At 46.2% G+C, this 25960-nt stretch carries 25 protein-coding genes; 11 read left to right on the top strand and 14 right to left on the bottom strand.

The window, feature by feature from the left end:
- Position 1 precedes the first annotated feature (1 nt).
- From T538_RS0102190 to T538_RS0102155, 8 genes are read right to left on the bottom strand one after another with little or no spacing between them, the layout of a single operon-like run.
- Positions 2-1507 (bottom strand): phytoene desaturase family protein, encoded by a 1506-nt coding sequence (locus T538_RS0102190; protein WP_031531866.1) that lies wholly within the window; start codon positions 1505-1507, stop codon positions 2-4.
- A complete protein-coding gene (locus tag T538_RS0102185) occupies positions 1500-3032 on the bottom strand; it encodes a glycosyltransferase (protein ID WP_031531865.1) in 1533 nt (510 codons plus the stop codon). The genes T538_RS0102190 and T538_RS0102185 overlap by 8 nt, the downstream gene beginning before the upstream one ends.
- Positions 3017-3388: a hotdog family protein gene (locus T538_RS0102180; RefSeq protein WP_031531864.1), complete on the bottom strand. Its 372-nt coding sequence runs from the start codon at positions 3386-3388 to the stop codon at positions 3017-3019. Before T538_RS0102180 ends, T538_RS0102185 begins: the two co-directional genes overlap by 16 nt.
- On the bottom strand, positions 3372-3815 hold the full coding sequence (locus T538_RS0102175; protein WP_051663815.1) for a hypothetical protein: 444 nt from the start codon (positions 3813-3815) through the stop codon (positions 3372-3374). The genes T538_RS0102180 and T538_RS0102175 overlap by 17 nt, the downstream gene beginning before the upstream one ends.
- A 6-nt stretch (positions 3816-3821) precedes the next feature.
- Positions 3822-4442: a flexirubin biosynthesis/transport protein LolA2 gene (locus T538_RS0102170; RefSeq protein ID WP_031531861.1), complete on the bottom strand. Its 621-nt coding sequence runs from the start codon at positions 4440-4442 to the stop codon at positions 3822-3824.
- 9 nt (positions 4443-4451) lie between these two features.
- Positions 4452-4808: an EamA family transporter gene (locus tag T538_RS0102165; protein ID WP_031531860.1), complete on the bottom strand. Its 357-nt coding sequence runs from the start codon at positions 4806-4808 to the stop codon at positions 4452-4454.
- Positions 4809-4810: 2 nt separating this feature from the next.
- The gene (locus T538_RS0102160; RefSeq protein WP_031531859.1) at positions 4811-6544 is read right to left on the bottom strand and encodes a beta-ketoacyl-[acyl-carrier-protein] synthase family protein; all 1734 of its coding nucleotides are present in this window, start codon (positions 6542-6544) and stop codon (positions 4811-4813) included.
- Between the two features lie 15 nt (positions 6545-6559).
- The gene (locus T538_RS0102155) at positions 6560-6817 is read right to left on the bottom strand and encodes a phosphopantetheine-binding protein (protein ID WP_031531858.1); all 258 of its coding nucleotides are present in this window, start codon (positions 6815-6817) and stop codon (positions 6560-6562) included.
- A gap of 286 nt (positions 6818-7103) precedes the next feature.
- Between T538_RS0102155 and T538_RS18310 the strand changes: the two genes are divergently transcribed.
- From T538_RS18310 to rhuM, 11 genes are all read left to right on the top strand, one after another.
- Positions 7104-7250, top strand: a complete 147-nt coding sequence (locus tag T538_RS18310) for a hypothetical protein (RefSeq protein ID WP_155992953.1) — start codon at positions 7104-7106, stop codon at positions 7248-7250.
- Positions 7251-7328: 78 nt separating this feature from the next.
- Positions 7329-7514, top strand: coding sequence for an XAC2610-related protein (locus T538_RS0102150; RefSeq protein WP_031540752.1), 186 nt, complete (start codon positions 7329-7331; stop codon positions 7512-7514).
- A gap of 619 nt (positions 7515-8133) precedes the next feature.
- Complete coding sequence (locus tag T538_RS0102145) at positions 8134-8448, top strand: DeoR family transcriptional regulator (protein WP_031531856.1); 315 nt, start codon at positions 8134-8136, stop codon at positions 8446-8448.
- Positions 8449-9263: 815 nt separating this feature from the next.
- Positions 9264-10493, top strand: coding sequence for a PDDEXK nuclease domain-containing protein (locus T538_RS0102135; RefSeq protein WP_031531855.1), 1230 nt, complete (start codon positions 9264-9266; stop codon positions 10491-10493).
- Positions 10494-10570: 77 nt separating this feature from the next.
- Positions 10571-10744 (top strand): DNA cytosine methyltransferase, encoded by a 174-nt coding sequence (locus T538_RS17950; protein ID WP_081834826.1) that lies wholly within the window; start codon positions 10571-10573, stop codon positions 10742-10744.
- Positions 10745-10849: 105 nt separating this feature from the next.
- Positions 10850-12307 (top strand): DUF3375 domain-containing protein, encoded by a 1458-nt coding sequence (locus tag T538_RS0102130; protein ID WP_031531853.1) that lies wholly within the window; start codon positions 10850-10852, stop codon positions 12305-12307.
- A complete protein-coding gene (locus T538_RS0102125; protein ID WP_031531852.1) occupies positions 12304-12873 on the top strand; it encodes a DUF4194 domain-containing protein in 570 nt (189 codons plus the stop codon). The genes T538_RS0102130 and T538_RS0102125 overlap by 4 nt, the downstream gene beginning before the upstream one ends.
- Entirely contained in the window at positions 12857-16273 is a 3417-nt protein-coding gene (locus tag T538_RS0102120; RefSeq protein ID WP_031531851.1) for an ATP-binding protein, read from the top strand. Before T538_RS0102125 ends, T538_RS0102120 begins: the two co-directional genes overlap by 17 nt.
- Complete coding sequence (locus T538_RS0102115; protein ID WP_031531850.1) at positions 16257-17399, top strand: Wadjet anti-phage system protein JetD domain-containing protein; 1143 nt, start codon at positions 16257-16259, stop codon at positions 17397-17399. Before T538_RS0102120 ends, T538_RS0102115 begins: the two co-directional genes overlap by 17 nt.
- 242 nt (positions 17400-17641) lie before the next feature.
- Positions 17642-18016, top strand: a complete 375-nt coding sequence (locus tag T538_RS0102110) for an Lrp/AsnC family transcriptional regulator (RefSeq protein ID WP_031531849.1) — start codon at positions 17642-17644, stop codon at positions 18014-18016.
- A 1-nt stretch (position 18017) separates the two neighbouring features.
- Complete coding sequence (gene rhuM / locus T538_RS0102105) at positions 18018-19388, top strand: RhuM family protein (protein WP_031531848.1); 1371 nt, start codon at positions 18018-18020, stop codon at positions 19386-19388.
- Positions 19389-19963: 575 nt separating this feature from the next.
- Here rhuM and cysK read toward each other — a convergent pair.
- The 6 genes from cysK to T538_RS0102075 form a co-directional block, all read right to left on the bottom strand.
- On the bottom strand, positions 19964-20911 hold the full coding sequence (gene cysK / locus T538_RS0102100) for a cysteine synthase A (protein WP_031531847.1): 948 nt from the start codon (positions 20909-20911) through the stop codon (positions 19964-19966).
- Between the two features lie 116 nt (positions 20912-21027).
- Positions 21028-21945: a serine O-acetyltransferase gene (locus T538_RS0102095; RefSeq protein ID WP_031531846.1), complete on the bottom strand. Its 918-nt coding sequence runs from the start codon at positions 21943-21945 to the stop codon at positions 21028-21030.
- 107 nt (positions 21946-22052) lie between these two features.
- The gene (locus T538_RS0102090; protein WP_031531845.1) at positions 22053-23585 is read right to left on the bottom strand and encodes a SufS family cysteine desulfurase; all 1533 of its coding nucleotides are present in this window, start codon (positions 23583-23585) and stop codon (positions 22053-22055) included.
- A 34-nt stretch (positions 23586-23619) separates the two neighbouring features.
- Positions 23620-25059, bottom strand: a complete 1440-nt coding sequence (locus T538_RS0102085; protein WP_031531844.1) for a family 2B encapsulin nanocompartment shell protein — start codon at positions 25057-25059, stop codon at positions 23620-23622.
- 22 nt (positions 25060-25081) lie between these two features.
- Positions 25082-25306, bottom strand: coding sequence for a sulfurtransferase TusA family protein (locus T538_RS0102080; RefSeq protein ID WP_031531843.1), 225 nt, complete (start codon positions 25304-25306; stop codon positions 25082-25084).
- Positions 25307-25479: 173 nt separating this feature from the next.
- Positions 25480-25959: a DsrE/DsrF/DrsH-like family protein gene (locus T538_RS0102075; RefSeq protein WP_031531842.1), complete on the bottom strand. Its 480-nt coding sequence runs from the start codon at positions 25957-25959 to the stop codon at positions 25480-25482.
- Position 25960 lies beyond the last annotated feature (1 nt).

Raw genomic sequence — 25960 nt, 5'->3', positions numbered from 1 at the left:
TCTACCTGCATTTTGATTGCTGAATCTGACCGTAAATAGTCTGAGCCGGAATGAGTTCGGAACATGCGATAATCGTTCCGACAAGAACGCCCAACATTCCGTGAGAATTTACGTTCTGTCCTGCCAGAAGCAAGTTAGGGATTCTGGTCCTGTAAGGCACCCTGCCGGCAACGCCCAACGAAATGTCCTTGGCTATGCCGTACATCGAGCCCTGTTCGGTGCCTGTATAATCGACATACGTCAGCGGCGTTGATGTGTAGAAACTATCAACCGAGTCCTTAAAGCCAGGAAAATGGCGTTCAATATCGTTTATCAGCCTCTCGGCACGCTCTTTCTTGAAACGCTCGTAATCATCGCCGCGGCGACCTATTTTCGTGCCATGCCACTTGGCAACCTCGTCGTAGTTCATGTACGAGATTATGATTCCGCTCTCAGCCCAAACAGGATTTTCCTTGTGGCACATGTGCATGTAGAGGAAGCCCTTTGGCCATTGCTCGTCGGTATATTGCTCGCAGTTCCACGGAGTGTTGCCACGATATGCGTAGAAATTCGAGTTCATGTACGGAACGGTGTTCTTCTTGAACTTGAGATATACCGAGAATCCGCCGTTTGTCTGCGGCATGCTGTTTATGCGCTTGCAGAATGCCGGACGAAGTATGTTTGTGCCGGCAAGAAGCTCGAGCGTACGCATAGGGTGAATAGTGCTAACAACGATATCGGCATTGATGAAGCCCTTGTCAGTATCCACTCCAACAGCCTGACGCTCATCGCAGACGATGCGGTGAACTTTGCAACGCGTAATCACCTGTCCGCCCATGCGCCCGATGTTTGCCACGAGCGAGCGGGCTATATGGTCGCTTCCGCCAACAATGCGGAACGCGCTCTGATTGTAGAAATCAGCAATATGCGCGTGTTGTGCAAACGGCGTTTTGTCGAGTTGAGCCGAATATAGCGGCAACGCTCCGACGATGACATTCTTCAGCATCTCGTCGCCAAAGATTTGGTCGAGTTCGTTGTTTATGCTTTTAAGTTGATATTCAGCATGAATGGCATCGTCGCGATGGCTCGACGTGAGCGAGTGCAGCGCCGACGAACTGGCAATCAGTTTTACAATATCGTAATATTTTCTGATGTTATCCTTCTCCTTAGGGAAGTACGATGCCATTGTCTCGATAAAAGGCTCTCTGCCGTTGGCAAAACTGAAATTCTGCCCGGCGAGCGACACGATGTCGTAGCCATTTTCATCGAGTTGCGAAAGTTTTACATCATCGAGCAATCCAAGATAGTTCATCAAAGAGTGCATTGTCTGCCCCGGCAGAGCCGAGCCGATGAAGTGCATGCCCGTCTCGAACTTTGCTCCCTTGCGCTCAAAGCATTGGAGGCATCCGCCCGGCTGAGTGCCCTGTTCAACCACAGTCACGTCGAAGCCGTTCTTCTGCAAAATCGTGCCGCACGAGAGTCCGCCAAGTCCGCTGCCAATAATTACAACTCTTTTCCTATCAAACATTTTGCTCTATCTTGTTACACATTTCGGTGTATCTGTCTTTGTAATATTTTCTGAAAGCCGAAGCCGTTTCCTTCAGCGTTCCCATGCCGTTCAGTTCGTCAATCGAGCGGCGTTTGTCAATCTCAAGCCTTATGATGCCCTTGTTCAGATGGCGTCCCTTCTTCGGAAGAACCTTTCCTGCGCCGTAGAGCACCAGCGGAACAACGTCTACGCCGAGCGACTTAGCCAAGTAGAACGCTCCCTGATGAAAGCGGCCTATACGACAGTCGGGCGAGCGAGTGCCTTCGGGATAGACGGCGATGCTGTAGCCTCTGTCTACCAACGATTTGAGATTACCCATTATATTGTCGAGCCCTGCCGAAACAGGATAGAACTCGGCCTTGTGGATTATGTAGCCATAGAACGGATTGTTCCATACCCAGTCCTTTGTAAGCACAATCATCTTCGGAGTTACGGCAAGCAGCATCATGAGGTCGAGGTGCGACTGATGGTTGCAAATCACAACCGCCGGCTTCTCGAACGTCTCGCCGCTGTTGTTGCCGATAGAAATCTTCACGCCCGGAATCTTGTGGTAGAAGACGATGAACCTAAGCATGAAGTTAAGAAGTTTGTGCAGACGTAGTTTCTTCTCATCGGTCTCCTTGCCGATTTTCAGATAAAGCATCGTGAATGGAGTTACGACAGCAAGACTGAAGAACGAGAAGAAAAGCAGCGAGTAGACCGTCCGCAAAATCATCAGAACAAACCGCATAACGCGCAACGGAAGTCCGTAAACCACGGCAAGTCCGCACAGAATCGTGTTCAGTATGAAGATGCGCGTAAAATCAATTCCTGGACGGAAGTGCGATACCCTCTCCTCACGCGGCGGATAGAACACATTTACAGGCGTGCTCACAAGCCTTACGCCGTGCCAAGCGGCAAAGACCATCAGTTCGAGTTCTGCCTCGTAGCGCGATGTTAGGAGCCACAGTCCGTGCAGTTTCTTCAGCGGATAGAGGCGGTATCCCGTCTGCGTGTCCTTCAGGTTATATCCTGTCTGAACCCAGAACCAGAAGTTGCTGAACTTGTTGGCAAACTTACTGCCGCCGCTGCGTTCCATCTTCTCCAGATTCTGGCGTTCGCCAACAATAAGCGCGCCGGGATTCTGCTGATTCGCCTTCAGCATCAGCGGAATATCCTCGGGAAAATGCTGTCCGTCGGAATCGAGCGTAATGGCGTAGGCAAATCCCAGTTCCTTTGCCTTTCTGAAACCGGCTTTCAAAGCCGCGCCCTTGCCTTTGTTTCTTCTAAGCGTAACGACATGAAGACTCTCGTATATGTCTGAAAGTTGCTGAAGGGCATTGGCGGTATTGTCGGTACAGCCGTCATCAACCACAATGACATCGGCACATTGCAACAAGGCGCGCTCCACGATACCCTCTACCGTAGAGCCGTTGTTGTACGTCGGAATAACCACGCAGATGCCTCTGTCGCGCAGAGTCTGCCGTTGTTCCTTCAGTTGCGAACTGTTCACGCCGTCTTGCATATAAGCGATATTTTTGCAAATGTTTTCTCACCCGAGGCAACCGTAACCTTTGCCTCAACCATGCCGTCAGCCTCTTTCACGCCCTGAATTGAATAACTCACCTCTGGAGTCTCGTCAGGCGATATAACGCTGAGGAACTTGACGTTCTTTATTGTCTGTATGTTCAGTTTCTTTTCTAATTGATGCGACAGCAATTCTACTGCCATCTGTATTATGCACACTCCCGGCGTAACTGGCATTTCGGGAAAGTGAGCCTTGTAAATTGCGTGTCCGGCATTAAGCGAAACGGTGTAGTTTGCGCTTTCGCCAGCCGTCTCAACGCTTTTTATCGTAAAGAAGTTATTCAGAAGTTCCATTATCCGTGTCGTTTAAAATTGTAAAGCTATACTTCACGCCAACGCGGCTGTTTGTATATTCTCCGTCGCCGTCTTTCTGCAAGACGGACATAAGTTGCGCCAAATCGCGCCTTATCATCTTTTTTATGTACCAGCGGTTCATCTTCCCGATGATGCTGACGATTTTCACCTTGCCGGTGGCGATGTTGTAGGTGTACGATATCGCCGGCACGCCAAACTCGTTGAAAACGCAGCAGTTAACCGCTCCGCCATCGTTAAGCATCATACATATTCCGCTGATATAGACTTTTCTGAAGTCGATTTGGACGTTGTATCGCGCCCGCTCGCCGTCTGCCTGCGGAAAATGCCGCGCGTTCTGTGCCATCAGTCCGACGGAGATGCAGAAAGCGGCCAAAAGAACCGACAGTCTTTTTACCAGATGCCTCATAAGCCCTTACCGCACATTGAAATGCGCGTCTGATACAGGTTTGTTCTGTTTCACGTTCTTCATCTCGATGAGCGTGTAGTCGCCGTTCTTCTCGCACATGCGCACCTTGCTAATCATCTGCTGGCTGCGGCTGAAAGTAAGGATTATCGTCGTCCACATCTGCTTCATCTCCTTCTTCTGCGGAACGAGCGTAACCGTCCATTCCGAAGGCGTTTCCTTTACCGATGCCTTGAACGTCTTGCCGTCGCCGAGGCTCTTGCCCATAACGGTGTTCATTATCAGTCGGGCGATCTCCCTGAACATCTTGTTCTGGTTTATGTCGATGACATCGTTGCGACCGTTCTTCTTCAGAACCACCTTGTTGTCGTTCAAGATGAAGGTGTACTTGTATGGCGATGTGTACTCCCAATGCAGTTTGTCGGGCTGTTTGTAGTACATCTTTCCGTTTGCCACCATCTTGTCGTTGAGCATTTTAAGGTGCTTTGTCTGCACAAAGTCGCACTCTATCGACTTTAGTCCGGCACTCGCCTTGTTTATCGTCTGAATTATCTGCTGCTCGTTCTTGGTCTGCGCCATCGCGGCGGCAGGCAGAAAGGCAATCAGCAGAAAATACAATATCTTTCTCATTATCAAATCTTACTTTGCTATTAAAAAACATCCAAGCACAATGAACGCCACGCCCATCCACTTAACCCAGTCGACAGTTTCGTGAAAGAAGATAATGGCTACCACCATGCCCAGAACGTAGCTGAGCGAAATCATCGGATACGCCATGCTGAACGGATAGTGCTTTACGATGTGAAGCCACAGCAGACTTCCGGCAGCATAGCACGCTCCGCAGAGGGCAAACTGCCAGTTCAGGAGCACCGACCTGAAGAACGTCATATTCCAGCCGAAGGGCTCCATGCGCTGCAAGGCTATCTTCAGGAACACCTGACCGCTGACGAGCAGCACGCATTGCACTATTGCTTTGACAATCAACGAATTTAGCATCCTTAGTCTTTTGCACGCAGCAGAACGCTTCGCGAGTAAAGGTCAACCAGTTCAGGCTGTCCCAACCGGCGGCAGAAGCCGTTGAACGTAGGCGTAGACTCATCGTGCATTCCTACGAGCACCGTGCGAGCCTTGCCCAAGGCGATGAGTCGCTTGGCATCCTGCATTGCCATCTCGTACGAGCGGCTTCCGTGCGAATATGTTATGTTGTATCCGTGACACTTTATGCGAATGGCTATTGCTGCGCCCATGGTGTTGTGCGTGCTCTGCATGAAGAGCGTCGGCTTTAGAAGTTCCTCGCCGTTATTAACCATGTCTTCGAGAAACATCTCGCTGTCCTCCAACATTCCGTAGGCGGTGGCTGTGATGATGGCATCGGGACACTCCACTCCGCCCTTCTGCAAGGCACGGAGCGACGTGAGCGTGGCAGCCTTCATCAGTCTGCCCATGCGGCGCGATTCCATTGGCGACACGAACTGGCGCAAATCGGCAAGTTCGGCGGCATCGGTAACCGCGTCTTCGGCAATTATTTCAGCCTCTGGCTTTACAGAATTCGGCTCTACATCGACAGGACTGCTGCTCAAGATGAGCGACGAGTCGTTTCCGCCAAAGCCGAACGAGTTGCACAGCACCTTGTTGAGCGTTACGCCGCTCTCGCCTGCCGACGGAATGATTCCGCCCGGCATCTGATTCTTCCAGCCGAGGTTTGCCGGAATGAATCCGTGAGTCATAGACAGAAGGCAGATAACCGTTTCTATCGCGCCCGAGGCTGACGTTGTGTGTCCGGTGAACGACTTGGTGCTTGATATTGGCGGCATCTTGTCGCCAAATATGCGTTTAAGAGCCGTGCTCTCGCTGTTGTCGTTGTTAGGTGTGCCCGTTCCGTGGGCGTTTATGTAGTCGATGTCCGACGGTTTGAGCGATGCCATAGAAAGGGCATCAGAAACCGCCAAGAACGCGCCTTCGCCGTTTTCCGACGAGGCTGTCTGATGAAAGGCGTCGCATCTGTTTCCGTATCCGGCAATGTAAGCCACGGCATCGGGCGCATCTCTCTGCATCACGATGAATGCCGCACCCTCGCCAAGGTTGAGTCCGGCGCGCGTTTCGTCGAACGGACGGCATTGCTTCTCGTCAAGAATCATCAGCGACTTGAATCCGTTTAGGTGGAAAGCCGAAAGAGCCTCCGTTCCGCCGGCGATGACGATATCAGCCTCGTTGTTGCGAAGCATCTCAGCACCAACGATTATGGCGTTTACCGACGATGAGCAAGCGGTTGAGACGGTATATCCCTCGGCCCCGTCAAGATGAGCGTAGCCGATGATGTCGTCGGTACAGCTTCCGCAGTCGTGCTTTGCTGCCAGATAGAGATACTCGTCGCTCTCCTTCATGCTGGCATAGTAGCGTTCAGTTGCGTCCATGCCTCCAACGGTTGTACCCGTAACGAGCCTTACCCGCTTTCCGGCGAAACAGACGTTGGCATCTGCCACAGCCTGACGCACAGCCACTGCTCCCATAAGCGTTGTTCGGCTCACGACCTTGTCTTGGTCAATGCCGAGCATTTCTTTCATCTGGCTGTCGGAAAGTTTAACCTCGCCAACCGGCAGTTCTTTGTGAGCCGACCGAAGATAGTGCAGAGGGGCAACGCCCGACTTACCGTCCATCAGCGAGCGGCACACGGCATGGGCATCGTTTCCGATGGCGCATACAATTCCAAAACCAGTTACAGAAATATTCATCCCCTGAAAGCGGTGTTATTTTTTGCGATTTTTGCTGACGTACTCGGCAATTGTTCTCACGCTCTTGAAGATTTCCTTGCCCTCGGCAGGACTTGCCAGCTTAATGCCATACTCCTTCTCAAGAAGAACGATGAGTTCGAGCGCATCGATAGAATCGAGTCCAAGGCCTTCGCCAAACAAAGGTGCGTCGGTATCAAATTCTTCTACACTCATCTCGCCAAGATTCAACACGTCAATTATCTGCAATTTCAGTTGGTTTATTAAACTATCCATTTTCTACCCGTTTTACAGAGATATTAAAATTATTATACATACTTATCGGACTGATGCTTAATATTTTAGCCTCAAAAAAAAGCGATAAATCAAGCCATCAGTCGCCGAATAAACTGCAATATTCGCAATTTTTCTTGAAATATGCAAGAAAAGGGTCGAAAACCTTGTCTTTCCGATGGGTATTCAGACATTTCTTATCTAAAAAAGATACAGTCGAAACGGATTTTTCGTAACTTTACAACCGCTTTTTCTAAACTTGGAAGCAAAACCTTAAAATAACGTTTAAATGAAGAAAAGAAGTTTCTTGCTTTTAGCCTTAACCGTGATTGTGTATAACTATATCACAGCATCATGCGGTTACATTCCCAAACGCTCCGACTATACATTCAGAACAGAAGTGCGGACAACAACAGAAGATGGCAATGTTCGTTAGGACACGATAGTGATATACCTTACCGACAGTAAAAACAAGACCCAGATTTTTTACAGTCAGGCGCAACCACTCGACACGATGTCTTGGTCTAAAGAAAACATTGGCACAATCGAAGAGGAAGACTGGAACTTCGACGGCATCCCCGACCTTCAGGTGTGCAGAGGTACGGCTAACGGATACGGCAATCTGACTTACGATGTATGGATTTGGAACGATAAGGCACACAAATATTACAATTCAAAATTCAAAATTGACAATTCATAATTGTAGAAAAAGTGAACTTTTTTGTCTTTGGGTAAATACAAAATAGCGGCAAGGTATATGCAGGGTATATGCAAGGTATATGTAAGCTGTATGCAGGGTATATGCAAGCTATATGTAGAGTATATGTTAGCTATATGTTGGCTATATGTTAGCTATATGTTGGCTATATGTTGTGGAAGTTCTGTGAAAGTAGAAAATAAGAATTGAAGTAAGCCGATAGTAAGGGGATAGTAAGGGGATAGCAAGAAGGTAGTAAGGGGATAGTAAGGGGATAGCAAGAAGGTAGTAAGGGGGTAGTAAGGGGATAGCAAGAAGGTAGTAAGGGGGTAGTAAGGGGGTAGCAAGGGGGTAGCAAGGGGGTAGCAAGAAGGTAGCAAGGGGGAAGGTTCGACGAAGAATTACAATTCATAATTCACAGTTGACAATAATTCAAAATCCATAATTGTAGAAAAAGTGAGGACTTTTTTGCCTTTTGGTGAATACAAAATAGCGGCAAGGTAGAAGGAAGTATGTCAAGGAGTTTGGCGAGGGTATTGACCGTATCTGTAGCGAGTTGGAAACTAAAGGTTGTACTATCCCATCGTTTCATGTTGATGCATTCATCTTGAAAGCAACATTGATGGCAGAGTGGACATCCGAAAAAGAGTTTGACCGTTCAAGTACCGTCCAAGTACCGTCCAAGATAGATGATACGGTAAATGCCCAAGTAAATATTTCAAAACTTACTGATAGACAACGAAATATTTACAAAGTAATTAAACGTAGCACGGGTAATGTCCAAATAAATGACCAGATAAATGTCCCTAATCTAACAACATTGTTTCAAGTTTCAGAAAAAACTATTAGGCGTGATTTAGATGTATTGAGAGAAATGAATCTCATTAAATTTGTGGGCAGCAGAAAGACTGGTCATTGGGAAATTGTCGACAACTAACAAATAATAGGAAGATAACGTCTATAAAGTAGTTATTTATGCAAAGTCAAAATATCCCGACTGGTATATATGAGCAGATTATCAATCGCCTTATTCAATTGAAATTGAATAAAGTAGATACTAATCGTTTCTATATTGGCAAAAAAACAAATTGACAAAGATGAAGCAGTAAATAAAATCCATAATTGTAGAAAAAGTGAACTTTTTTGCCTTTTGGTAAATACAAAATAGCGGCAAGGTAGAAGGAAGATAGATTCAAGGTACGTCGAAGCAAGCCGGAAGGTTCGAGAACGATTCGGGGAAAGTCTCAACTGAGTCTGAACAAGGTTGGCGATGACAACATTGTCCCCTCAATGTGCGAAAATCAGGCTTTGGGTTCGAGATACAGGCTTACCAATCTCGCTTATAATTAGTAAAATGCCACATATCATTTATAACGTTAATGCACACAGTTTGCAATGTATGCACCAATTCATTGTTTAATTTATCATTTTTTGTTTATTCTTGTTATTTGAGTATATCAGCATTTATTTCGATATTTTTTAGTAATTTTGCCCTCAAACAAGAGAAAATCTATCATAGCAAAGTTAAATTGAATAAGAGTCTTTCTCGCAGAATGTGACTTGAGCAACAAGTGGCTGTCCGACAAACTCAGTAAGGAGAATGCCACTATTTCCAAGTAGGTTACCAATACCACCCTACCCAGCCTTGAAGCCCTCATAGCAATAGCAAATGCGCTTGAAGTGCCTGTGCATGAGTTGGTAAGACAGAATGAATTCAATCAAGGAAAACAAGCCAAATGATAATGACAGAAGATGCAAGATAAAGATATACAGCCACAGGCAGAACCATATATCGTGAAGTCGCACGACATTCACATTGACAATGACTATGCGGATTGGATAGCGGACATTAAGAGTCGCTATCGTTCTGCACAGGTAAAAGCTGCTATCAAGGTGAATGCGGAGAAACTTCTGTTCAACTGGCAACTTGGCCGTGACTTGGTACAGAAGAAAGCCGAAGAACGCTGGGGAGCAGGAGTTGTAGAACAAGTAAGCTTAGATTTGAAGCGAGAGTTTCCTGATGCGGATGGATTCTCTACATCCAATCTATGGTACATGAAAAAGTGGTATCTGTTCTATACCGATGATGATTCAGAAGGAAAACTCCAACGAGCTGTTGGAGAATTACAAAAGGTTGAAAATCAATATATAACAAAACTGCACCAAGCTGGTGCTGAATTTAGTTCTGAGAAACTCCAACAGGTTGATGGAGAATTTCCATTGCTATTTGCGTTGGTACCTTGGGGGCATCATGTTGATATCATAACGAAATGCAAATCCATAGATGAAGCATTATTCTATGTCGGTAAAACCATTGAGCAAGGATTAAGTCGTAATTCTCTTGCTAACTGCATCAAGGCAAACCTCTATGAGCATCAAGGCAAGATAGTCAACAACTTTACCGACCATCTGCCGGCATTGCAAAGCAAGCTCGTTCAGGAAGTTCTGAAAGAAAACTATGATTTCGGCTTTGCCACGGTTGAGCATGAGATTTATAACGAGGCTGAACTGGAGGAGGCGCTTACAAAGAATGTGACTGACCTTTTGCTGGAGTTGGGAACGGGGTTTGCCTTCCTTGGTAGGCAGAAGGAACTTGTTGTTGGAGGTCGTTCACGCAAGATAGATTTGTTGTTTTATCACATACGTCTGCGCTGCTACATTGTATGTGAACTGAAGGCCAAGCCGTTTGAGCCAGAGTTTGTTGGCAAGTTGAACTATTACGTGAATGCCGTAGATGAATTGTTGAAGACAGATGACGATAACCCGACAATAGGCTTACTTGTTTGCTCCGACATGGATAAGATTGACGTTCAATGGTCGTTCAAAGGCCTCAGCACTCCGATGGGTGTTGCAACATACAACAACATCAGAATTAAAGATGCCCTCCCAAGCCAAGAGCAATTGGCCGAGCGTGTGCGCCTTTTGCAAAAGGAGTTACGGGAGGCGAAACGGTTGATGAGCAAGGCGGACAATATTGAATAGAGGATGAATGGTTATAACCATTGCAAGAATCGTCAATAGTTATTTATAGCAGATAGAATATAAAAGATATAATCACGATGAATGTAGTATCATTCTTTGCTGGATGTGGAGGTCTTTACCTCGGATTTGAACAGACGGGATTCCGAGTGGTTTGGGCTAATGAGTTCGAAACGAGTGTTCATGCTACCTATGAAAAGAATCACGCGAGTACGATTCTTTGCAAAGTTAGTGTTATAAGCAGAAATAAATGAAATACATAGTAATATGATAAACTTTCAATTTTTTCCACGGTCGCATGGTGTGACACCTGAGATATTGGTTATTAAGGGAAGTAAAGGAAAACGACTATTGCTGACATGGTAAATCAGAATAATATATTAGATATTCTAAAAACTTCTCCGAGCGTGGCGCTACTGAAGGCTAGGAGCAGCGGCATCATCATTGACTTCTTGACGAGAGTCTATGGTGATGTGGCGGCTGTTTCTCACGAGAATATACACAGTCTGTTGGCGGAATACCTGAACAGTCATGGGTTCGATGAGGATGATGAGAGCGATATCCTCTATACAGATACATATGAAGAAAAGGCGACCAAATATATCAGAAAGTGGACGGATAGCGGTTTTCTGGCCAACTACAGAAATGAAGACGGGGAAATCTATTATGAGTTATCATCGCACTCAAGCAAGGTGATAGACTGGCTGGCGGGGTTGAAGCAAGAAGAGTACATCGGCACAGAATCAAAGTTCAAGTCGATAATCAGTCAGCTGAGAGAGTTGGTAGAATATACCAACGAGGACAGGGAGAAGCGTTTGCAGTTGCTGGAAGACAAGAAGATGGAAATTGAGCATCAGATTCAGCAGCTACAGATGGGCGAGGACGTGAAGGTGTATGAGGAATATGAGATTGTCCCGAGGTTCCTGCAAATCAACAAATTGGCCAAGGAGTTATTGACGGACTTCAAGGATGTGGACGACAATTTCAAGAACATCATCAAGGAAATCTATCAGAAACAGATAGACCCGACCTTACAGAAAGGTGGCATTTTGCAATACACTTTTGATGCGCTAGACGAATTGAAGTCCAGTTCGCAAGGCAAGAGTTTTTATGCGTTCTGGGAGTTCCTGCTTGCGCGTGAAATGCAGTCGGAACTGGACACGTTGATTGCAGAGTTGTTTAGGACGTTGAAGGAAAAGAATATCGATGGTGGGGATATGTTCTTACAGAACATGGTGGAATACCTGTACGAATCGGGACGCAAAGTTTATCAGACCAACGACAAGATGGCTGATAAACTGAGCCGCATCATTCGGGAAAATGAGATGTCGCGCGCAGATGTTTGTAAACGGGTGGTTCAGGAAATCAAGAACGCGCTGATTGAAATATCAAAAAAAGGCCAGAAGCCTGATATATCGCTGTCTGTTGATGATGGGATGGAGATTAACATTCCGTTTGACAGGAAAATAACATTTGAGCAGGGTGAGAATACTGAGTATAACACCATGCCGGAGACCGACACGCTTTCAATAGAAGAACTGGGCGAACTGGGCAAAGTATTCTGCAATGTCTATGTAGATCGCAAAGTGCTGGTGCGAAACATTCGTGAGGCGATGAAGGATAAGAGCCAAGTGACACTACAAGATGTCGTGGAGCAATTTCCCTTGAAGCAGGGCCTTCCTGAACTGTTCGCTTATTTTGGTGCATTGGGGCAGTTTCCCCATAAGTCTGTTGACGAAGAGAAGCGTCAGGCCATTGTGTTTGACTATGAGAATAATAAACGAATCCGTATTCCGGAAATCATCATATCTATATGAGCGAGCAAAAACCATATTCTAAAGCAATCATCCTCCTGCTGAAAAAGACCGTAGAAAAAGGGTCTCCTGTGTGGGAGGATATCATCAACTATCAGGTGGAGATACAAGACTATCTGGCGGTTATAGGACTCGAGCTGATTTTGAAGAAGGATGAAGGCTTTGCCTTTGTCAAGCAGATCGTGTTTGATGATGACACCACATTGAATCTGGTCTCAAGGCGCCAGCTGGGCTTCGAAGTTTCCATAGTTGTGATTGTGCTACGACAGTTATTGGAAGATTACGACAACAATCCTATCGAGACACAATCTACAGACAGAATCATTACGAGTAATGAGATAAAAGATGAAGTTAGGCTATTCCTGCCGCAAGACTTCAATCGGGTGAAGTTGGAGAAAGAGTTGGACACCTATATTCAGCGAGTTGTCGATTTGGGATTTCTGAAAGAGGTAAAGCGAAATGGGGATGAGGTACGATACAAGATTCATCGCATCATCAAGGAGAAGGTGATGCTGGAAGATTTGGATGCATTTAAGAAAAAACTGGAAGAGTATGCCGGAACAGTATGATTTGTTTACGACCAATGCCGGAACGGCCGGTTATCGGTTGAATTATATGGAAGTTTATAACTGGGGCACATTCAACAAGAGAATATACAGAATAGCCCCAGAGGGAAACAATTCTCTTCTGACCGGAGCCAACGCTTCCGGTAAAAGTACGTTGATTGATGCGCTGCTGACGCTACTCGTTCCTGCCAAGAAGGATAGGTTCTACAATCAGTCCTCAGGAAACGAACGTAAGGGAGACCGGACTGAAGAAACTTACGTGCTCGGCAACTATGGCAACATCCAGGCAGAGGGCGAATCGGCCACCAAAACACAGCAGCTTCGAGACAAGAGAACGTACTCTGTGATATTGGCCTCATTTGCCAACAATCACGAACAGGTGGTTACGCTGTTTCAAGTGCGCTGGTTCGTGAACGGTGAGTTGAAATGCTCATACGGCGTTTCCTCAAAAACACTGAGTATCAAAGGCGATTTTTCTGATTTCAACGGGAGCAAGGGAGACTGGAAGAAAACGCTGGAGAAACGATATAATGCCAATGTGCCTAAGAAGCAGATTGAATTCTACGATACCATTAAAGACTATAAGGACAGAATAATCAATTCCTTCGGGCTTCGTTCGGACAAGGCGCTAACGCTCTTCAACCAGATTGTTGGGGTGAAAGTACTCAATGACTTGGACGAGTTCATCCGCAATAATATGCTTGAGCAGCGGGATGCGGAAAGTGAATACATCCGGTTGAGTGAAAGCTTCGCCACCTTGATGGAAGCGAAGACCACGATAGAGAAGGTGAAGGAACAGATAGCTCAGTTGGAGCCTATTGATGAGAAGGCCAAGAACCTTGAGGAAATCAGTATAGCTCTGGAGGATTTGAAAAACACACGAGAGTTAGCCGTGTATTATTTTGCCAAGAGGAATGTTGAATTGTCTGATGCCAAAATTGCTGAATTGAATGGGAAATTGGCGAGGCTAAAAGAAGAACTTGCTAAATTGGAGGAGGAGAAAGAACGTCTAAAACAGCAGGAGCGTGATTTGTCGTTGTCTATTGAAAACGATGATGTTGGTAGGCAGATAAAAGATCTTGAAAGGGATATAAGAGGACTGAATAGTACAAAGCAAACGCGTCAGGCGAAGCTCAATAGTTACAATAAAAAAGTTGTTGAGGTGGGACTTGTTGACAATCCAACTGAAAACTCTTTTGATGAGAATCGTGAAAAGGCAAAAATCGAACGAGATAATTGTCAGGTTGAGTTAGGCAAAAAGAATGAGGAATCACGCCTTGCTTTAAATGAAAAGGAGCGCATTGAACATGAGATCGGAGAAAATACTGAAATCATAAAAACCCTTCTGAAGAACAAAAATAACATATCTGGGCGTGAAGCAGAAATAAGAGACGAGATACTGGCTGCCATTGGGGCGACAGCGAATGAAATTCCGTTTGTCGGGGAACTGATTCGTGTGAAAGACGAAGAAAGGGACTGGGAAAACTCCATCGAGAAAATCTTGCATAATTTTGGCTTGCGCCTGATTGTGCCAGAGAAGTATTACAAGGCTGTCAGCGATTACGTTAACACCCACGACTTGCGGGGAAGGATTGTATATCACCGCTACGAAGAGACATCCTCTCTGCGCGGTTTCCAGAATCCTCCTGTGAATTGTATGTTGAACAAACTTGAGTTTAACCAAAAGAGTCCATATTCGTCATGGGTGGAGGATGCTATCTCCGACCACTATAATTATGCCTGTGTCGAAAAATTGGAGGAATTCTATCGTTACAAGGAAAAAACAGTTACAAAGGAAGGACTGATTAAGTCCGTACATAATAAACACGAAAAGGATGACCGCCCGCATACGAACAACCGCGAGAATTATGTTTTGGGTTGGGATAACAAAGAAAAAATTGCGGCTATACGCACCATTGTAAAGGATTTGCAAGAGCAACAGCAGAAGAATAAAGAAGATATACGACGTATCGAAGCAGAGGCAAAGGCTATTGATAAGCGTAGGCTATGTTTTCATGATTTGTTTGAGAATTATACTAAGTTCGAAGAAATCAACTGGGAAGAAACCGCTCGTTCGATACAGGAAAAAGAGGAGCAAAAGAAGAAGCTGGAGGCAACCAATGACAAGGTAAAAGCCTTGGAGGAGCAACTTAAAGATGTGCAACAATCATTGAAGATACTTGAGAACGAAACGATTAAAGCAAAGGATAAGGAAATCTATAAAATTGAACAAGTCGATTTGGCTAATGCCACTCAGAGGCTGAGTAGCAACAAACCGATAGTTGACAGTCTTGGTGAAATAGATGTCAAAGGTTTCGAAGAAAGGAATCAGAATTGGATTGATGTCAATTACGATACTATAGAATCGAAGAGGAATGCTTTTCAAGAAACAATTCAAAGGCAAGAAAACCAAAAGGAATCAGAACAATCTCGTATCGAAGGCGAGGCTGCTGATCTGATACGAAAATTTAAGAATCCATCTGAAGAGATAACTTTGCGCTTCAAAGACTGGCGCTCCGACGTGCATGCCCTGCCGGAAGCCAGTAACATCAACCTTATAGGTGAATATCAAAAACTGTATGACCGTTTGGTCAAAGAGGATTTGGTGCGCCACGAAAAAAAGTTTGATGAGTACCTGCAAGAAACAGTAATCAACAAAGTGTCGGATTTCCGTATGTTCTTCAATAACTGGGAGAAGTCAATAAAGGATACCATTCAGATGCTGAATCAATCACTTGCAGAGATTGATTTTAGTACGACTCCCGTTACTTTTATCCAACTTGTCAACTCGAAAAGAACCAATGTGGAAGTGGCGGAATTTAGGCAAAAGTTGGAGAATGCTATTCCGAATATTCACGAAATAAACTCTACGATTGACGGCAAGCGTACTCATTTCGAGAAAAAGATTCAGCCGTTGATGGAACAGCTTAAAAACGAGCAGTGGCGTAGAAAAGTGATGGATGTCAGGAGCTGGTATTCGTATAGGGCGGAGGAATTCTATAAGGAAACCAATCAGAAGTTTAAGACATACGAAAGTATGGGTCAGCTTTCCGGTGGCGAGAAAGCTCAATTGACCTATACCATCTTGGGGTCAGCTATCGCTTATCAGTTTGGTCTGACCAAGGATGGTTTGCAGGCTAAATCCTTGCGGTTTATTGCCATTGACGAGGCTTTCAAGGCGCAGGATGAAGATAAAGCGAGATACTTGATTTCGCTCTGCAAGCAATTGAACCTGCAACTCCTGGTGGTCACTCCGAGCGATAATATTCACATTGTGGAGAACGATATATCCTTTGTACATTATGTGGAACGAAATGGCAATGAATCACGTCTGTTCGATATGCCGATAGAAATTTTCAGACAAGAACGCGAAAAGTACCAAGCCCATGATAACGCCAACTGAAATACGGAAGAAAGCAGAGAATAAGTATTTGACCTTCTTGCGATCAGTTATCGAAAGACAGGCTTTTGAACCTATTGTCATTGTTGGCAATAAAAAGCCTAGTGACGATACAGCTCAGTTCGAAAAAGAACTGACGGAATTGATAGCGCACTCAAAGGAAAAGAAAGGCTATGGCTATTTTATAGAATACCAGAAGGTAAAGACGCGAAAACACGGGGAACAAGACATTCCCGTATCAATCAGTTTTTTGACGGAGCAAGATTTCTTGAAGTATATTGGCAAGGAGCAGGATACCGCTGACTTTAGAAAAGATATAGAACAAATTCTTTCTGCTTTTCCTGAGTTAGTCAAATGGGCGTGTAGATTCCCAAATAAAGTCTTGGACAATCACGAGCTTTGGGGTGATTTACTTAAGGTTTGTACCTATTTTAGAAGCAATTCCAAACCGCAAATGTTCATCCGTGAGTTGCCTATTCAGGTGGACACCAAATTCATTGAGAGAAACAAGGGGATTATTAAGGAACTCCTGGACATAATCATTGCGAAGTCTGTTAACCCGGACGAAAAGCGCTTTGAAACGCATTTCAATCTACGGTATGATGAGCCTGTGGTTCGGTTCAGAGTTTTGGATAAGGCAATGAGTCAGATGCTATTCTCGGGTATTGATGATTTGAGTGTTCCAATCAACCAATTCCAGGAAGTTGAGATTCCTGTAGAGGTGGTATACATAGTCGAGAACAAGATGAATATGCTGACGTTCCCTCCTATACAAAAGAGCATCGTTGTGTGGGGACATGGATTTGGAGTGGATTTACTCAAGGATGTTACGTGGCTGAAATCGAAAAAGATTTTCTATTGGGGTGATTTGGATGCGCAAGGGTTCCAGATACTGTCGGAGATAAAGACTCACTTTCCGCAAGTTGAGAGCTTCCTGATGGACAGAGAGACGTTCGACCTGTTTTATGAAAGTGGTTTTGGCACGGAAACAAATGTGGAAAAAAATCTGTTCCTCACCCCTGAAGAGGAAAAAATGTTTGACTTCTTGAAGGAGGGTAATTATCGCTTAGAGCAAGAGAAGATTCCATTTGAATACGCATCGTCAAAAATTCCTATAATAAAGAAATGAACTATGGCAGCACGAAGATATTACTACTCAGATTCCATTACGGACTTTCTGTCTCGTAACACTAACGAGATAGTGGGAAAATTGACTCAGGCTTCGCAGCACGACATATACCAGTGGAGCATGTTGCCATATCAAGTGGCTCGGAAGGGAGGAACTGCCAAGCGTGAAATGGCTCCCTGCAGATGTGGAGGTAATAGAGAGATTGCTGCCTGTATGGTAGGAAATTACGAAAATTTCGCAGTATGTTGCTTGGAGAGGAACATAACCTTAGGAACAGGATTATGCACGTTGATTGGAACAAAGTTGAAAACGAAACCATATCTCAAAGTGCAAATAACGAAGTTCAAAGTGCAAAAGCTGGCGAAGAATTACCCCCAAAGTGCAAAAATTGCACTTTGGAAGAAGTCGCTCTACTCCGCATAGTGCAAAAGAATCCATCTGCTACCCAAAAAGAGATTGCTGCTGAAATTGGAAAATCTGAGCGAACAGTCAAATCAATTACCATAGCGTTACAAGAGAAGAACATTCTACGTAGAGTGAATGGTAAAAGAAATGGCTATTGGGAAATCGTCGAAGATTCTATTCAACAAGGAAGTAATATAGACAAAAATGAGTAATATACAAGATACAAACAACATCCCAGAACTCCAATCTCCTTTCGATCAGTTAAGAGAGGTTGATGCTGATGGCAAGGAATGGTGGAACTCACGTAGGCTGGCGCGAGTGATGGGCTATGGCAAATACTGGAACTTCGAGCGTGTCATAGCCAAGGCACTGGCATGGACTTCGCAGAAGGGCTATCATCTTGGTGAACATTTCGTAGAGATAACGGAGATGGCAGAACTGGGTAGTGGCGCAGTCAGAGAAGTGACGAGCATCCGTCTGTCTCGTGCGGCCTGTATGGCTGTGGCTATGAATGCCGACCAAAAGAAAGAGATGGTGAAGGCAGCACAGCAGTATTTCAGTGCGACCATGACTCCAGATGTTGCAGTGAGAAGCATGGAATCTTCCATCCTGATGTATAAAAGCGGACGAGGAAAGGTGCAGGTTCAAGTAGTCTTCGATACCAATACTTTTTGGCTTTCACAACAAAGGATGGCAGAATTGTTTGGAGTGACCGTTCCTACCATAAATTATCATCTTGACCAAATAGAACAAAGTGGGGAGATCCATTTGTCCGATGCTATTAGAAAAATTCGAATACCTTCGGACAAATGGTCTGGTGAGGTGATGATGTATAATCTTGATGTCGTTATTGCCGTAGGCTATCGCGTGAATAGCTACGAGGCAACCCAATTCCGTATCTGGGCTACACAAGTCCTGAAAGAATACCTTACCAAGGGCTTTGTGTTGGATGACGAACGTCTGAAGGGAAAGAACATATTCGGGGCAGATTACTTTGATGATTTGCTTGACCGCATCCGCGAGATACGCATCAGTGAACGACGTTATTACCAGAAGATTACTGATATATATAGCGAGTGTAGTTCCGACTATGACAAGGATTCTGAGGAGACACAAGTGTTCTTCAAGACAGTGCAGAATATGATGCATTATGCCGTGACTAAACAGACAGCTGCCGAGATTATCTATGATCGCGCCGATGCTGAACGCCCTCACATGGGATTGACAACATGGAAGAATGCTCCAGACGGAAGAGTCGTGAAATCAGATGTCACTGTAGCCAAAAACTATCTCAGCGAGAAAGAAGTGGATTCGTTGAACAGATTGAGCAATGCCTTCATTGACATTGCGGAGCAACGTGCAGAAGACCATATTCTGATGACAATGGCAGACTGGTCTGCTCTCCTACAACGCTATATGGATTTAAACAACCGTCCTTTACTTCCTGATTCTGGTCGTGTGACTCACGAACAAGCGTTTGAAAAAGCACTCACGGAATATGACAAGTTCCGTGCCATTCAAGACCGTGAAATTATGAGCGACTTTGACAAACAATTGAAACTGCTCTTTGGAGATAAAAAGTAATTTGTAATATTGCTGTCCGGTAAAACTCAAAAGGCAATAAAAATCCTCCCCGAAGCCCAGTAAATATGTGCCTCGGGGTCTTTCTAAAAAAAAGCAACCCTTCGTCCTGCCGAATTTCCGAATTCGGCAGCATCATTATACCGCGAGTTTGCAACTCGCATTGTCGCTGTGCGACAAAAAGTTATTGTAAACTGATGTTTTTTCAGCGGTGGGAATTCTTGCGTCCCTTCGGTAGCAAGCGAACAAGTTCGAGCGGCAAATTCCCGAATTTTTTCTCTGCCAAATTGCAAATTCGGCAGAACGGCAGGTGGATAGCAAGCAACTATAGGTTGGGCACGGAAATTCGGATTAACGACGGGACTTAACTATATTACCCCCACCCTACGCTATATAGACGCAACATTTTGATAACAATTGGTATTTTTTCCGCAGTACGTTCCAAGCAACGGTTGGTGAGCAGAGACACTTTCAGCGTTTATGATGAGTTCTGTATGAATCAAAAAAAGACCGTACTCTGGAAAGATGCACGGTCTTTGAAATTAGATATGTGAATTTTGTTCAACTTATTCTTTAGATTATAGCGGATAGTCCTCGAAGGCATAGAGAACGGTTGAGAGGTAGCGCTCGCCTGTGTCGGGCAACAGAACCACAATCTTCTTGCCCTTGTTCTCGGGACGCTTTGCCACCTGAATGGCAGCATAGAGAGCAGCACCTGCCGAGATGCCTACGAGAAGTCCTTCGGACTGGGCTACCTCGCGACCTGTACGGATGGCATCATCGTTCTCGACATCGAAAACCTCGTCGATGACATCAGAATTGTATGTCTTAGGAATGAAGCCTGCGCCGATGCCCTGAATCTTGTGCGGACCGCTTGGTTTACCGTTTAGGACGGCACTATCTTTTGGCTCAACGGCGATAATCTTAACGTTAGGATTCTGCTCCTTCAGATATTTGCCCGTGCCGCTGATTGTTCCGCCTGTGCCCACACCACCAATAAAGATGTCGACCTTTCCGTCGGTATCGCGCCATATTTCAGGACCAGTTGTAGCATAATGCTTTGCCGGATTTGCCGAATTCTCGAACTGCTGCAAGATTACAGAACCTGGGATAGAATCGCGCAACTCCTCGGCAGCACGTATTGCGCCCGGCATTCCGCCCTTTCCCGATGTAAGATGAACCTCGGCACCATAAGCCTTTACAAGGTTGCGACGCTCAACACTCATGGTCTCGGGCATGGTAAGGATAAGGTGATAGCCTTTGACAGCCGACACCAACGCCAATCCTACGCCTGTGTTACCGCTTGTCGGCTCGATGATGGTTGCACCGGGTTTTAGAATGCCCTTAGCCTCGGCATCCTCAATCATAGCCAGTGCTATGCGGTCCTTCACGCTGCCGCCTGGATTGAAAAACTCTACCTTGGCAATTACGGGAGTATCGAGTCCCTTAGCCTGTGAATATCTGTTGAGTTCAAGAAGTGGTGTATTACCAACCAACTCAGTCAATTGTTTTGCTACTTTAGCCATAATCCTTATATGTTTTGTTATTAATGTTTACATTGCAAAAGTAAGGTGATTTAAAAGGTTTTACAATCCCATAAATATGTCATTTGCATACCATGATAATGTATTTTTGCACGTTTTTATATTCCCAATCCTGCCTCGAAGTTCATTTCAACAGCCTTTGTCTGCTGAATCTGCGAATTAGGAGCCACGTTGTGAGTTACCCAGATGTTACCGCCAATAACCGAATGGTGTCCGATGGTGATGCGACCCAAGATGCTGGCGTTTGAATAGACGGTAACATAGTCTTCGATTATCGGATGGCGAGGGATGTTGAGGATATTGCCATCGGCATCGTGCTTGAAGTTCTTCGAACCGAGCGTAACACCCTGATAGAGTGTTACATGATTGCCGATAACGCAAGTCTCTCCTATCACCACTCCCGTGCCGTGGTCAATGGCGAAATATTCGCCTATCTGCGCACCGGGATGAATATCGATGCCCGTCTTTGAATGTGCCAGCTCGGTTATGATGCGCGGAATTACAGGAATCTTCAGTTCGTGAAGCCTGTGGGCAATGCGATAGTGCGTCATGGCATTCATAACAGGATAGCAGAATATCACCTCGCCGTAGTTTGGGGCTGCCGGGTCGTTGTCGAACATAGCCTGCGCATCTGTATAGAGCAGTCGCTTTATCTCAGGCAGCGAGTCGATGAGCTGCAAGGCAAGCTGTCCTGCCTCATCAAAAATCTGCTGTTTCGACGTTACCGAATCACGGTTCTCGCAGAACTGAAGTCCGTTGGCAATCTGCTTTGTGAGCAGCTTCAGCAGCTCTTCCATGTGTACGCCAATATAATAGGAGCGTATTGTCTCGTTGCCCTGACGTTTGTTGAAGTAGTCGGGAAAGATGATGCTCTTTACCAGACAGATAATCTGCTTAACCTGCTCCACCGAAGGAAGAGGTGCCTGCGTCTGAGGCATCGTTTTTACCTCGAGTTCGGTTAGTCGCGACAGCAGATTGACGTTACGCATCAATGTTTCATTGATATTTTTTTCCATTTTATTTTTCAGTTAACACGAACCGCCGCTAATTTTCATTCTTGCAGATGAGAATTTCGCGGCAATTCGTGTTTATTTTTTTATTCCAATTCTAATGATTTGCGACATTATCTTTCGCCTACGATTTTACGAACCGCAATAACGAGTTTGTCAACATCCTCGCGAGTGTTGTAGAGTGCGAAGGTTGGTCGGACGCTCATCTCGTAGCCGAGAGCTCGCAAGGCTGGCTGGGCGCAGTGATGTCCGGCGCGGACGGCAATGCCCTCCTTGTCGAGCAGCGTGCCAACCTCGGGAACAGGAATGCCGTCGAGCACAAAACTAACCACCGACACACGGTTCTTAGGATTGCCGATGAGCGTCAAGCCCGGAATCAAGGCGAGTTGCTCGCGGGCATATTCGGTAAGCTGATGCTCGTGATGCTCGATATTGCGTATGCCGAGGCGGCTGACATAGTCGAGCGCGGCACCCAGTCCGATGGCATCAGCCACATTAGGCGTTCCTGCCTCGAAACGTGCCGGCGGAACATTGTACTCCGTGCGCTCTATCGTAACATCCTTAATCATGTTGCCGCCGCCCTGCCAAGGCTGCATCTTGTCGAGCAAATCCTTTCTGCCGTACACAACACCAATGCCGTTAGGTCCGTAGATTTTGTGTCCGCTAAAGACGAAGAAATCTGCGCCCAACTGTTGCACGTCGACTGGCGTGTGGGCAATGGACTGCGCGCCGTCTATCAGCACCGGAATCTGGTGTGCATGGGCAATCTCTATTATGCGCTGCACATCGTTTATCGTGCCGAAAGTGTTGTTTACATGTCCTACGCTGACGAAACGCGTGCGAGGCGTGATAAGTCTTTCGAACTCAGAAAGGATGAGGTCGCCGTTCTTATCCGTAGGAATGGCCCGAAGCGTTGCACCGCGCTCCTGACACACGCGCTGCCAAGGCACGATGTTAGCATGATGGTCGAGTTCAGACACAATCACCTCGTCGCCCGGAGTGAGGAACTGCCTGCCGTAGGTCTGTGCCACGAGGTTGATGCCCTCGGTTGTGCCGCGCACGAAGATTATCTCCTCGGTTGATGCGGCGTTGATGAACTTCTGCACCTTCTCGCGCGCCTCCTCGTAGGCATCGGTAGCACGAGCAGCCAACGTGTGCGCGCCACGATGTATGTTAGAGTTGTAGGTGCGATAGTAATCGGCAATCTTGTCAATCACCTGATTAGGCTTCTGCGTTGTTGCGCCGTTGTCGAGCCACACAAGGTCATGCCCGTTCACCTTCTGCTGCAACACCGGGAAGTCGCGCTTCACCTGCTCAGAGTTCAGCGTGTCAGCCTCCTCGTAGTGAAGGTCGCGCAACTTCTGCGTTTCGGGAATACCGACACCGAAGCCATCGTCCTTCGGGAGCGACGAAGACTGAAGATCAGCATCGCCGATGTAAGGCAACTCGCCATAGCCGCTACCGCCAGCCAGAAGTTGTTTAAAGCCAGCCTCCAACTCCGTGAGGTTCAGACTTTCGTCGGGCAGGACAGCCTTGCGCTCAGTCTGCAAATCCTCAGGGCAGTATTTCTGTGCGAGTTCCCTGAGCAGAGCCAGCGAGCCGTCGGTCTGTGTCGGAAAGCCACTAATATTCTGTATATCTATCATAAAGAAATTGTTCTAAAATTTCTTTTTCAGGGTTCTATTTCTCTACTTTGTTGCGATGCTGATAGTCGTGATAATATCCCACCTCAACGTTCTCAAGAACGGCGATGGCATCGTCGGTAAGGGCTGCAAGCGAGAAGTACTTTGTGAGCAGATAAGATGCCACGCCGAACTTGTCGAGTCCCATCAGACGGGCACTCAACGACGGTGCAATCTCGCCCGGAATGCCGCTCTGGTGCAAGCCAATGACGCCTTGGTTCTTCTCGCCCACGCGCACAAGGATAATCTTTGTTGTGCCTACGCCGCGGCCTGTAAGATACTGACCTTCAACCTCGACCTTATCGCTCGGAATGATTGGCACACCGCGCCACAGAATCACTCTTGTGCCAAACAAATCGGTTGTTACAGGCGGAACGCCGCGCCATGTACATTCGCGCTCGAAGGCAGCGATGGCTCTTGGGTGAGCAATGAAGAAGGCAGGCTCTTTCCATACCAAAGAGAGAAGTTCGTCGAGGTCATCGGGCGTTGGCGAGCCGTAGCGTGTGGTGATGCGGTAAGCCGGATTAACCGAAGACAACAGACCGAACTGCTTGTTGTTGATGAGTTCCCACTCCTGACGCTCCTTGATGCTCTCGATTGACAGGCGCAACTGCTCTTCCAACTGGTTGTAAGGGTTATTGTAGAGGTCTGACACGCGAGTATGTACGCGGACAACAGTCTGCAAAGTGTTCAGAGGATATTCGGTTGGATTCTCCTCGTAGTCGATGTATGTCTCAGGAATGATATTGTCCTCCTCATGACCGCTCACAAGGTCGATGTGCTTCTCGCCATGGTCGTTCACGGTTGCCTTCAGTCTCAATTGCTTGTCGACAGCCTTGTTGAATGTCTCGCGGAAATCAGGCACTTCCTTTATGAACTTTTCGAGTTCGTTCTGCTTCAGTCCGAGGAAAACCGACGGTGTTACGGCACGCACAGAGACAGTAGATTCGGCATCGTCGAGAAGGTCTGCCTCACCAAAATATTCGCCCTCGCCAAGGAGAGCGATGCGCAGTTCCTCGCCGTGAGGACCGCTGCTGATAACCTCAGCCTGACCGTTGGCAACAATAAAGAACTTCTGCTTGTCCTTGCCTTCCTGAACAAATAGTTGACCGATGCCCAACTCCTTTGTCTCGAACGAGCGTGCAAGACGGTTTACAATCTCGTCGTCGAACTCAGAAAACAGCGGAATAGTCTTCAGGCTCTTAGCCGAAAACGACGGTTCGCCGTTGAGATATTGTATCGGAAGACGCTCGCTCTTGCGCAGTTCGACCTTTGTGCGGTTTACGCGGAATGTTCCGCCGCTAACCTGCACCCAAGGCAAGATTTTCAGTAACAGTCTTGGAGTTATCGAGCCCATTTGAGGGGCTGTCTTGGTTGTTGTAGCCAGTTTTCTGGCGGTTGCAGTAGTAACACTACGCTGTAGATTTGAATCTGCCATAATCTTTTTAGTTTTAAAGGTTTTACTTTTTTATTGTGATTTTATGTGTTGTTCCTTCAACATGTTCCACGCCGAGCACATTGTAGCCCTGCTCCTTGGCGTTGCGCGGAACATTGTCGAGGGGTTCGCCCTCGCTCAGAAGCACCTCAAGAATATCGCCCGACTGAAGTCTCGAAAGCTCAATCTTGACCTTGACGAAGGTCATCGGGCAGTGCTCCTTTGTGATATCTAATACTTTTGTTGCCATAATATTTTCATTAAAAATGATAGAATCTCAAAAATTCTGAATTATGATTTTTCAATTTCGAATTGTCAATTATGAATTGTGAATTTTGAATTATGATTTTTTCAATTTTCAACTTTCAATTTTCAATTCAAAAAGCAATTATGAATTGTCAATTTTGAATTATGAATTGTGAATTATATAAATAGTGTCTGTCCTCCTTCGCTCAGATTCAAGAACGAAGCCACGCCGAGCACATCCTTCACTTCGGGAATAAAATCCTCCTTCTTCAGTCCCAGAACGTGCATCGCCATCTCGCAGGCATACAAATTGATGCCGAGAGCCTTCGAAGCCTCAACAAGTTCCTCGAGCGTAGCCACATTGTTCTTTCGCATAAGATAGCGGAAGATTTTCGGTCCTGCACCCAGAAAGTTGAAGCGGCTCGTCGGAGTAACCTTCAGTCCGCCCATCATAAAGCCGAAGATTTTGGTGAGCCAGTTTCCGCCGGTAAAACTGCGCCCCTGCTTACGCTTTATGGCATCGAGTCCCCAGAAAGTGAAGAAGATGTTCACCTCGTAGCCCACGGCTGCCGCGCCAGTTCCCAACGTAAACACAGCCGTAAGTTTGTCAAAATCGCCACTAAAGGCGATGATACTCAGTTTCTTGCTTTCAGCCATA

This window comes from Bacteroides sp. Ga6A2, assembly GCF_000702225.1.
GTDB lineage: Bacteria > Bacteroidota > Bacteroidia > Bacteroidales > Bacteroidaceae > Ga6A1.
This window is presented reverse-complemented; position numbering and strand designations above follow the sequence as displayed.

What these genes read in the sequence shown, in the direction of transcription:
- T538_RS0102190 (WP_031531866.1), bottom strand. Translation starts at nt 1,507, where the DNA reads ATGTTTGATAGGAAAAGAGTTGTAATTATTGGCAGCGGACTTGGCGGA.
- T538_RS0102185 (WP_031531865.1), bottom strand. Translation starts at nt 3,032, where the DNA reads ATGCAAGACGGCGTGAACAGTTCGCAACTGAAGGAACAACGGCAGACT.
- T538_RS0102180 (WP_031531864.1), bottom strand. Translation starts at nt 3,388, where the DNA reads ATGGAACTTCTGAATAACTTCTTTACGATAAAAAGCGTTGAGACGGCT.
- T538_RS0102175 (WP_051663815.1), bottom strand. Translation starts at nt 3,815, where the DNA reads ATGAGGCATCTGGTAAAAAGACTGTCGGTTCTTTTGGCCGCTTTCTGC.
- T538_RS0102170 (WP_031531861.1), bottom strand. Translation starts at nt 4,442, where the DNA reads ATGAGAAAGATATTGTATTTTCTGCTGATTGCCTTTCTGCCTGCCGCC.
- T538_RS0102165 (WP_031531860.1), bottom strand. Translation starts at nt 4,808, where the DNA reads ATGCTAAATTCGTTGATTGTCAAAGCAATAGTGCAATGCGTGCTGCTC.
- T538_RS0102160 (WP_031531859.1), bottom strand. Translation starts at nt 6,544, where the DNA reads ATGAATATTTCTGTAACTGGTTTTGGAATTGTATGCGCCATCGGAAAC.
- T538_RS0102155 (WP_031531858.1), bottom strand. Translation starts at nt 6,817, where the DNA reads ATGGATAGTTTAATAAACCAACTGAAATTGCAGATAATTGACGTGTTG.
- T538_RS18310 (WP_155992953.1), top strand. Translation starts at nt 7,104, where the DNA reads ATGAAGAAAAGAAGTTTCTTGCTTTTAGCCTTAACCGTGATTGTGTAT.
- T538_RS0102150 (WP_031540752.1), top strand. Translation starts at nt 7,329, where the DNA reads ATGTCTTGGTCTAAAGAAAACATTGGCACAATCGAAGAGGAAGACTGG.
- T538_RS0102145 (WP_031531856.1), top strand. Translation starts at nt 8,134, where the DNA reads ATGGCAGAGTGGACATCCGAAAAAGAGTTTGACCGTTCAAGTACCGTC.
- T538_RS0102135 (WP_031531855.1), top strand. Translation starts at nt 9,264, where the DNA reads ATGCAAGATAAAGATATACAGCCACAGGCAGAACCATATATCGTGAAG.
- T538_RS17950 (WP_081834826.1), top strand. Translation starts at nt 10,571, where the DNA reads ATGAATGTAGTATCATTCTTTGCTGGATGTGGAGGTCTTTACCTCGGA.
- T538_RS0102130 (WP_031531853.1), top strand. Translation starts at nt 10,850, where the DNA reads ATGGTAAATCAGAATAATATATTAGATATTCTAAAAACTTCTCCGAGC.
- T538_RS0102125 (WP_031531852.1), top strand. Translation starts at nt 12,304, where the DNA reads ATGAGCGAGCAAAAACCATATTCTAAAGCAATCATCCTCCTGCTGAAA.
- T538_RS0102120 (WP_031531851.1), top strand. Translation starts at nt 12,857, where the DNA reads ATGCCGGAACAGTATGATTTGTTTACGACCAATGCCGGAACGGCCGGT.
- T538_RS0102115 (WP_031531850.1), top strand. Translation starts at nt 16,257, where the DNA reads ATGATAACGCCAACTGAAATACGGAAGAAAGCAGAGAATAAGTATTTG.
- T538_RS0102110 (WP_031531849.1), top strand. Translation starts at nt 17,642, where the DNA reads ATGTTGCTTGGAGAGGAACATAACCTTAGGAACAGGATTATGCACGTT.
- cysK (WP_031531847.1), bottom strand. Translation starts at nt 20,911, where the DNA reads ATGGCTAAAGTAGCAAAACAATTGACTGAGTTGGTTGGTAATACACCA.
- T538_RS0102095 (WP_031531846.1), bottom strand. Translation starts at nt 21,945, where the DNA reads ATGGAAAAAAATATCAATGAAACATTGATGCGTAACGTCAATCTGCTG.
- T538_RS0102090 (WP_031531845.1), bottom strand. Translation starts at nt 23,585, where the DNA reads ATGATAGATATACAGAATATTAGTGGCTTTCCGACACAGACCGACGGC.
- T538_RS0102085 (WP_031531844.1), bottom strand. Translation starts at nt 25,059, where the DNA reads ATGGCAGATTCAAATCTACAGCGTAGTGTTACTACTGCAACCGCCAGA.
- T538_RS0102080 (WP_031531843.1), bottom strand. Translation starts at nt 25,306, where the DNA reads ATGGCAACAAAAGTATTAGATATCACAAAGGAGCACTGCCCGATGACC.
- T538_RS0102075 (WP_031531842.1), bottom strand. Translation starts at nt 25,959, where the DNA reads ATGGCTGAAAGCAAGAAACTGAGTATCATCGCCTTTAGTGGCGATTTT.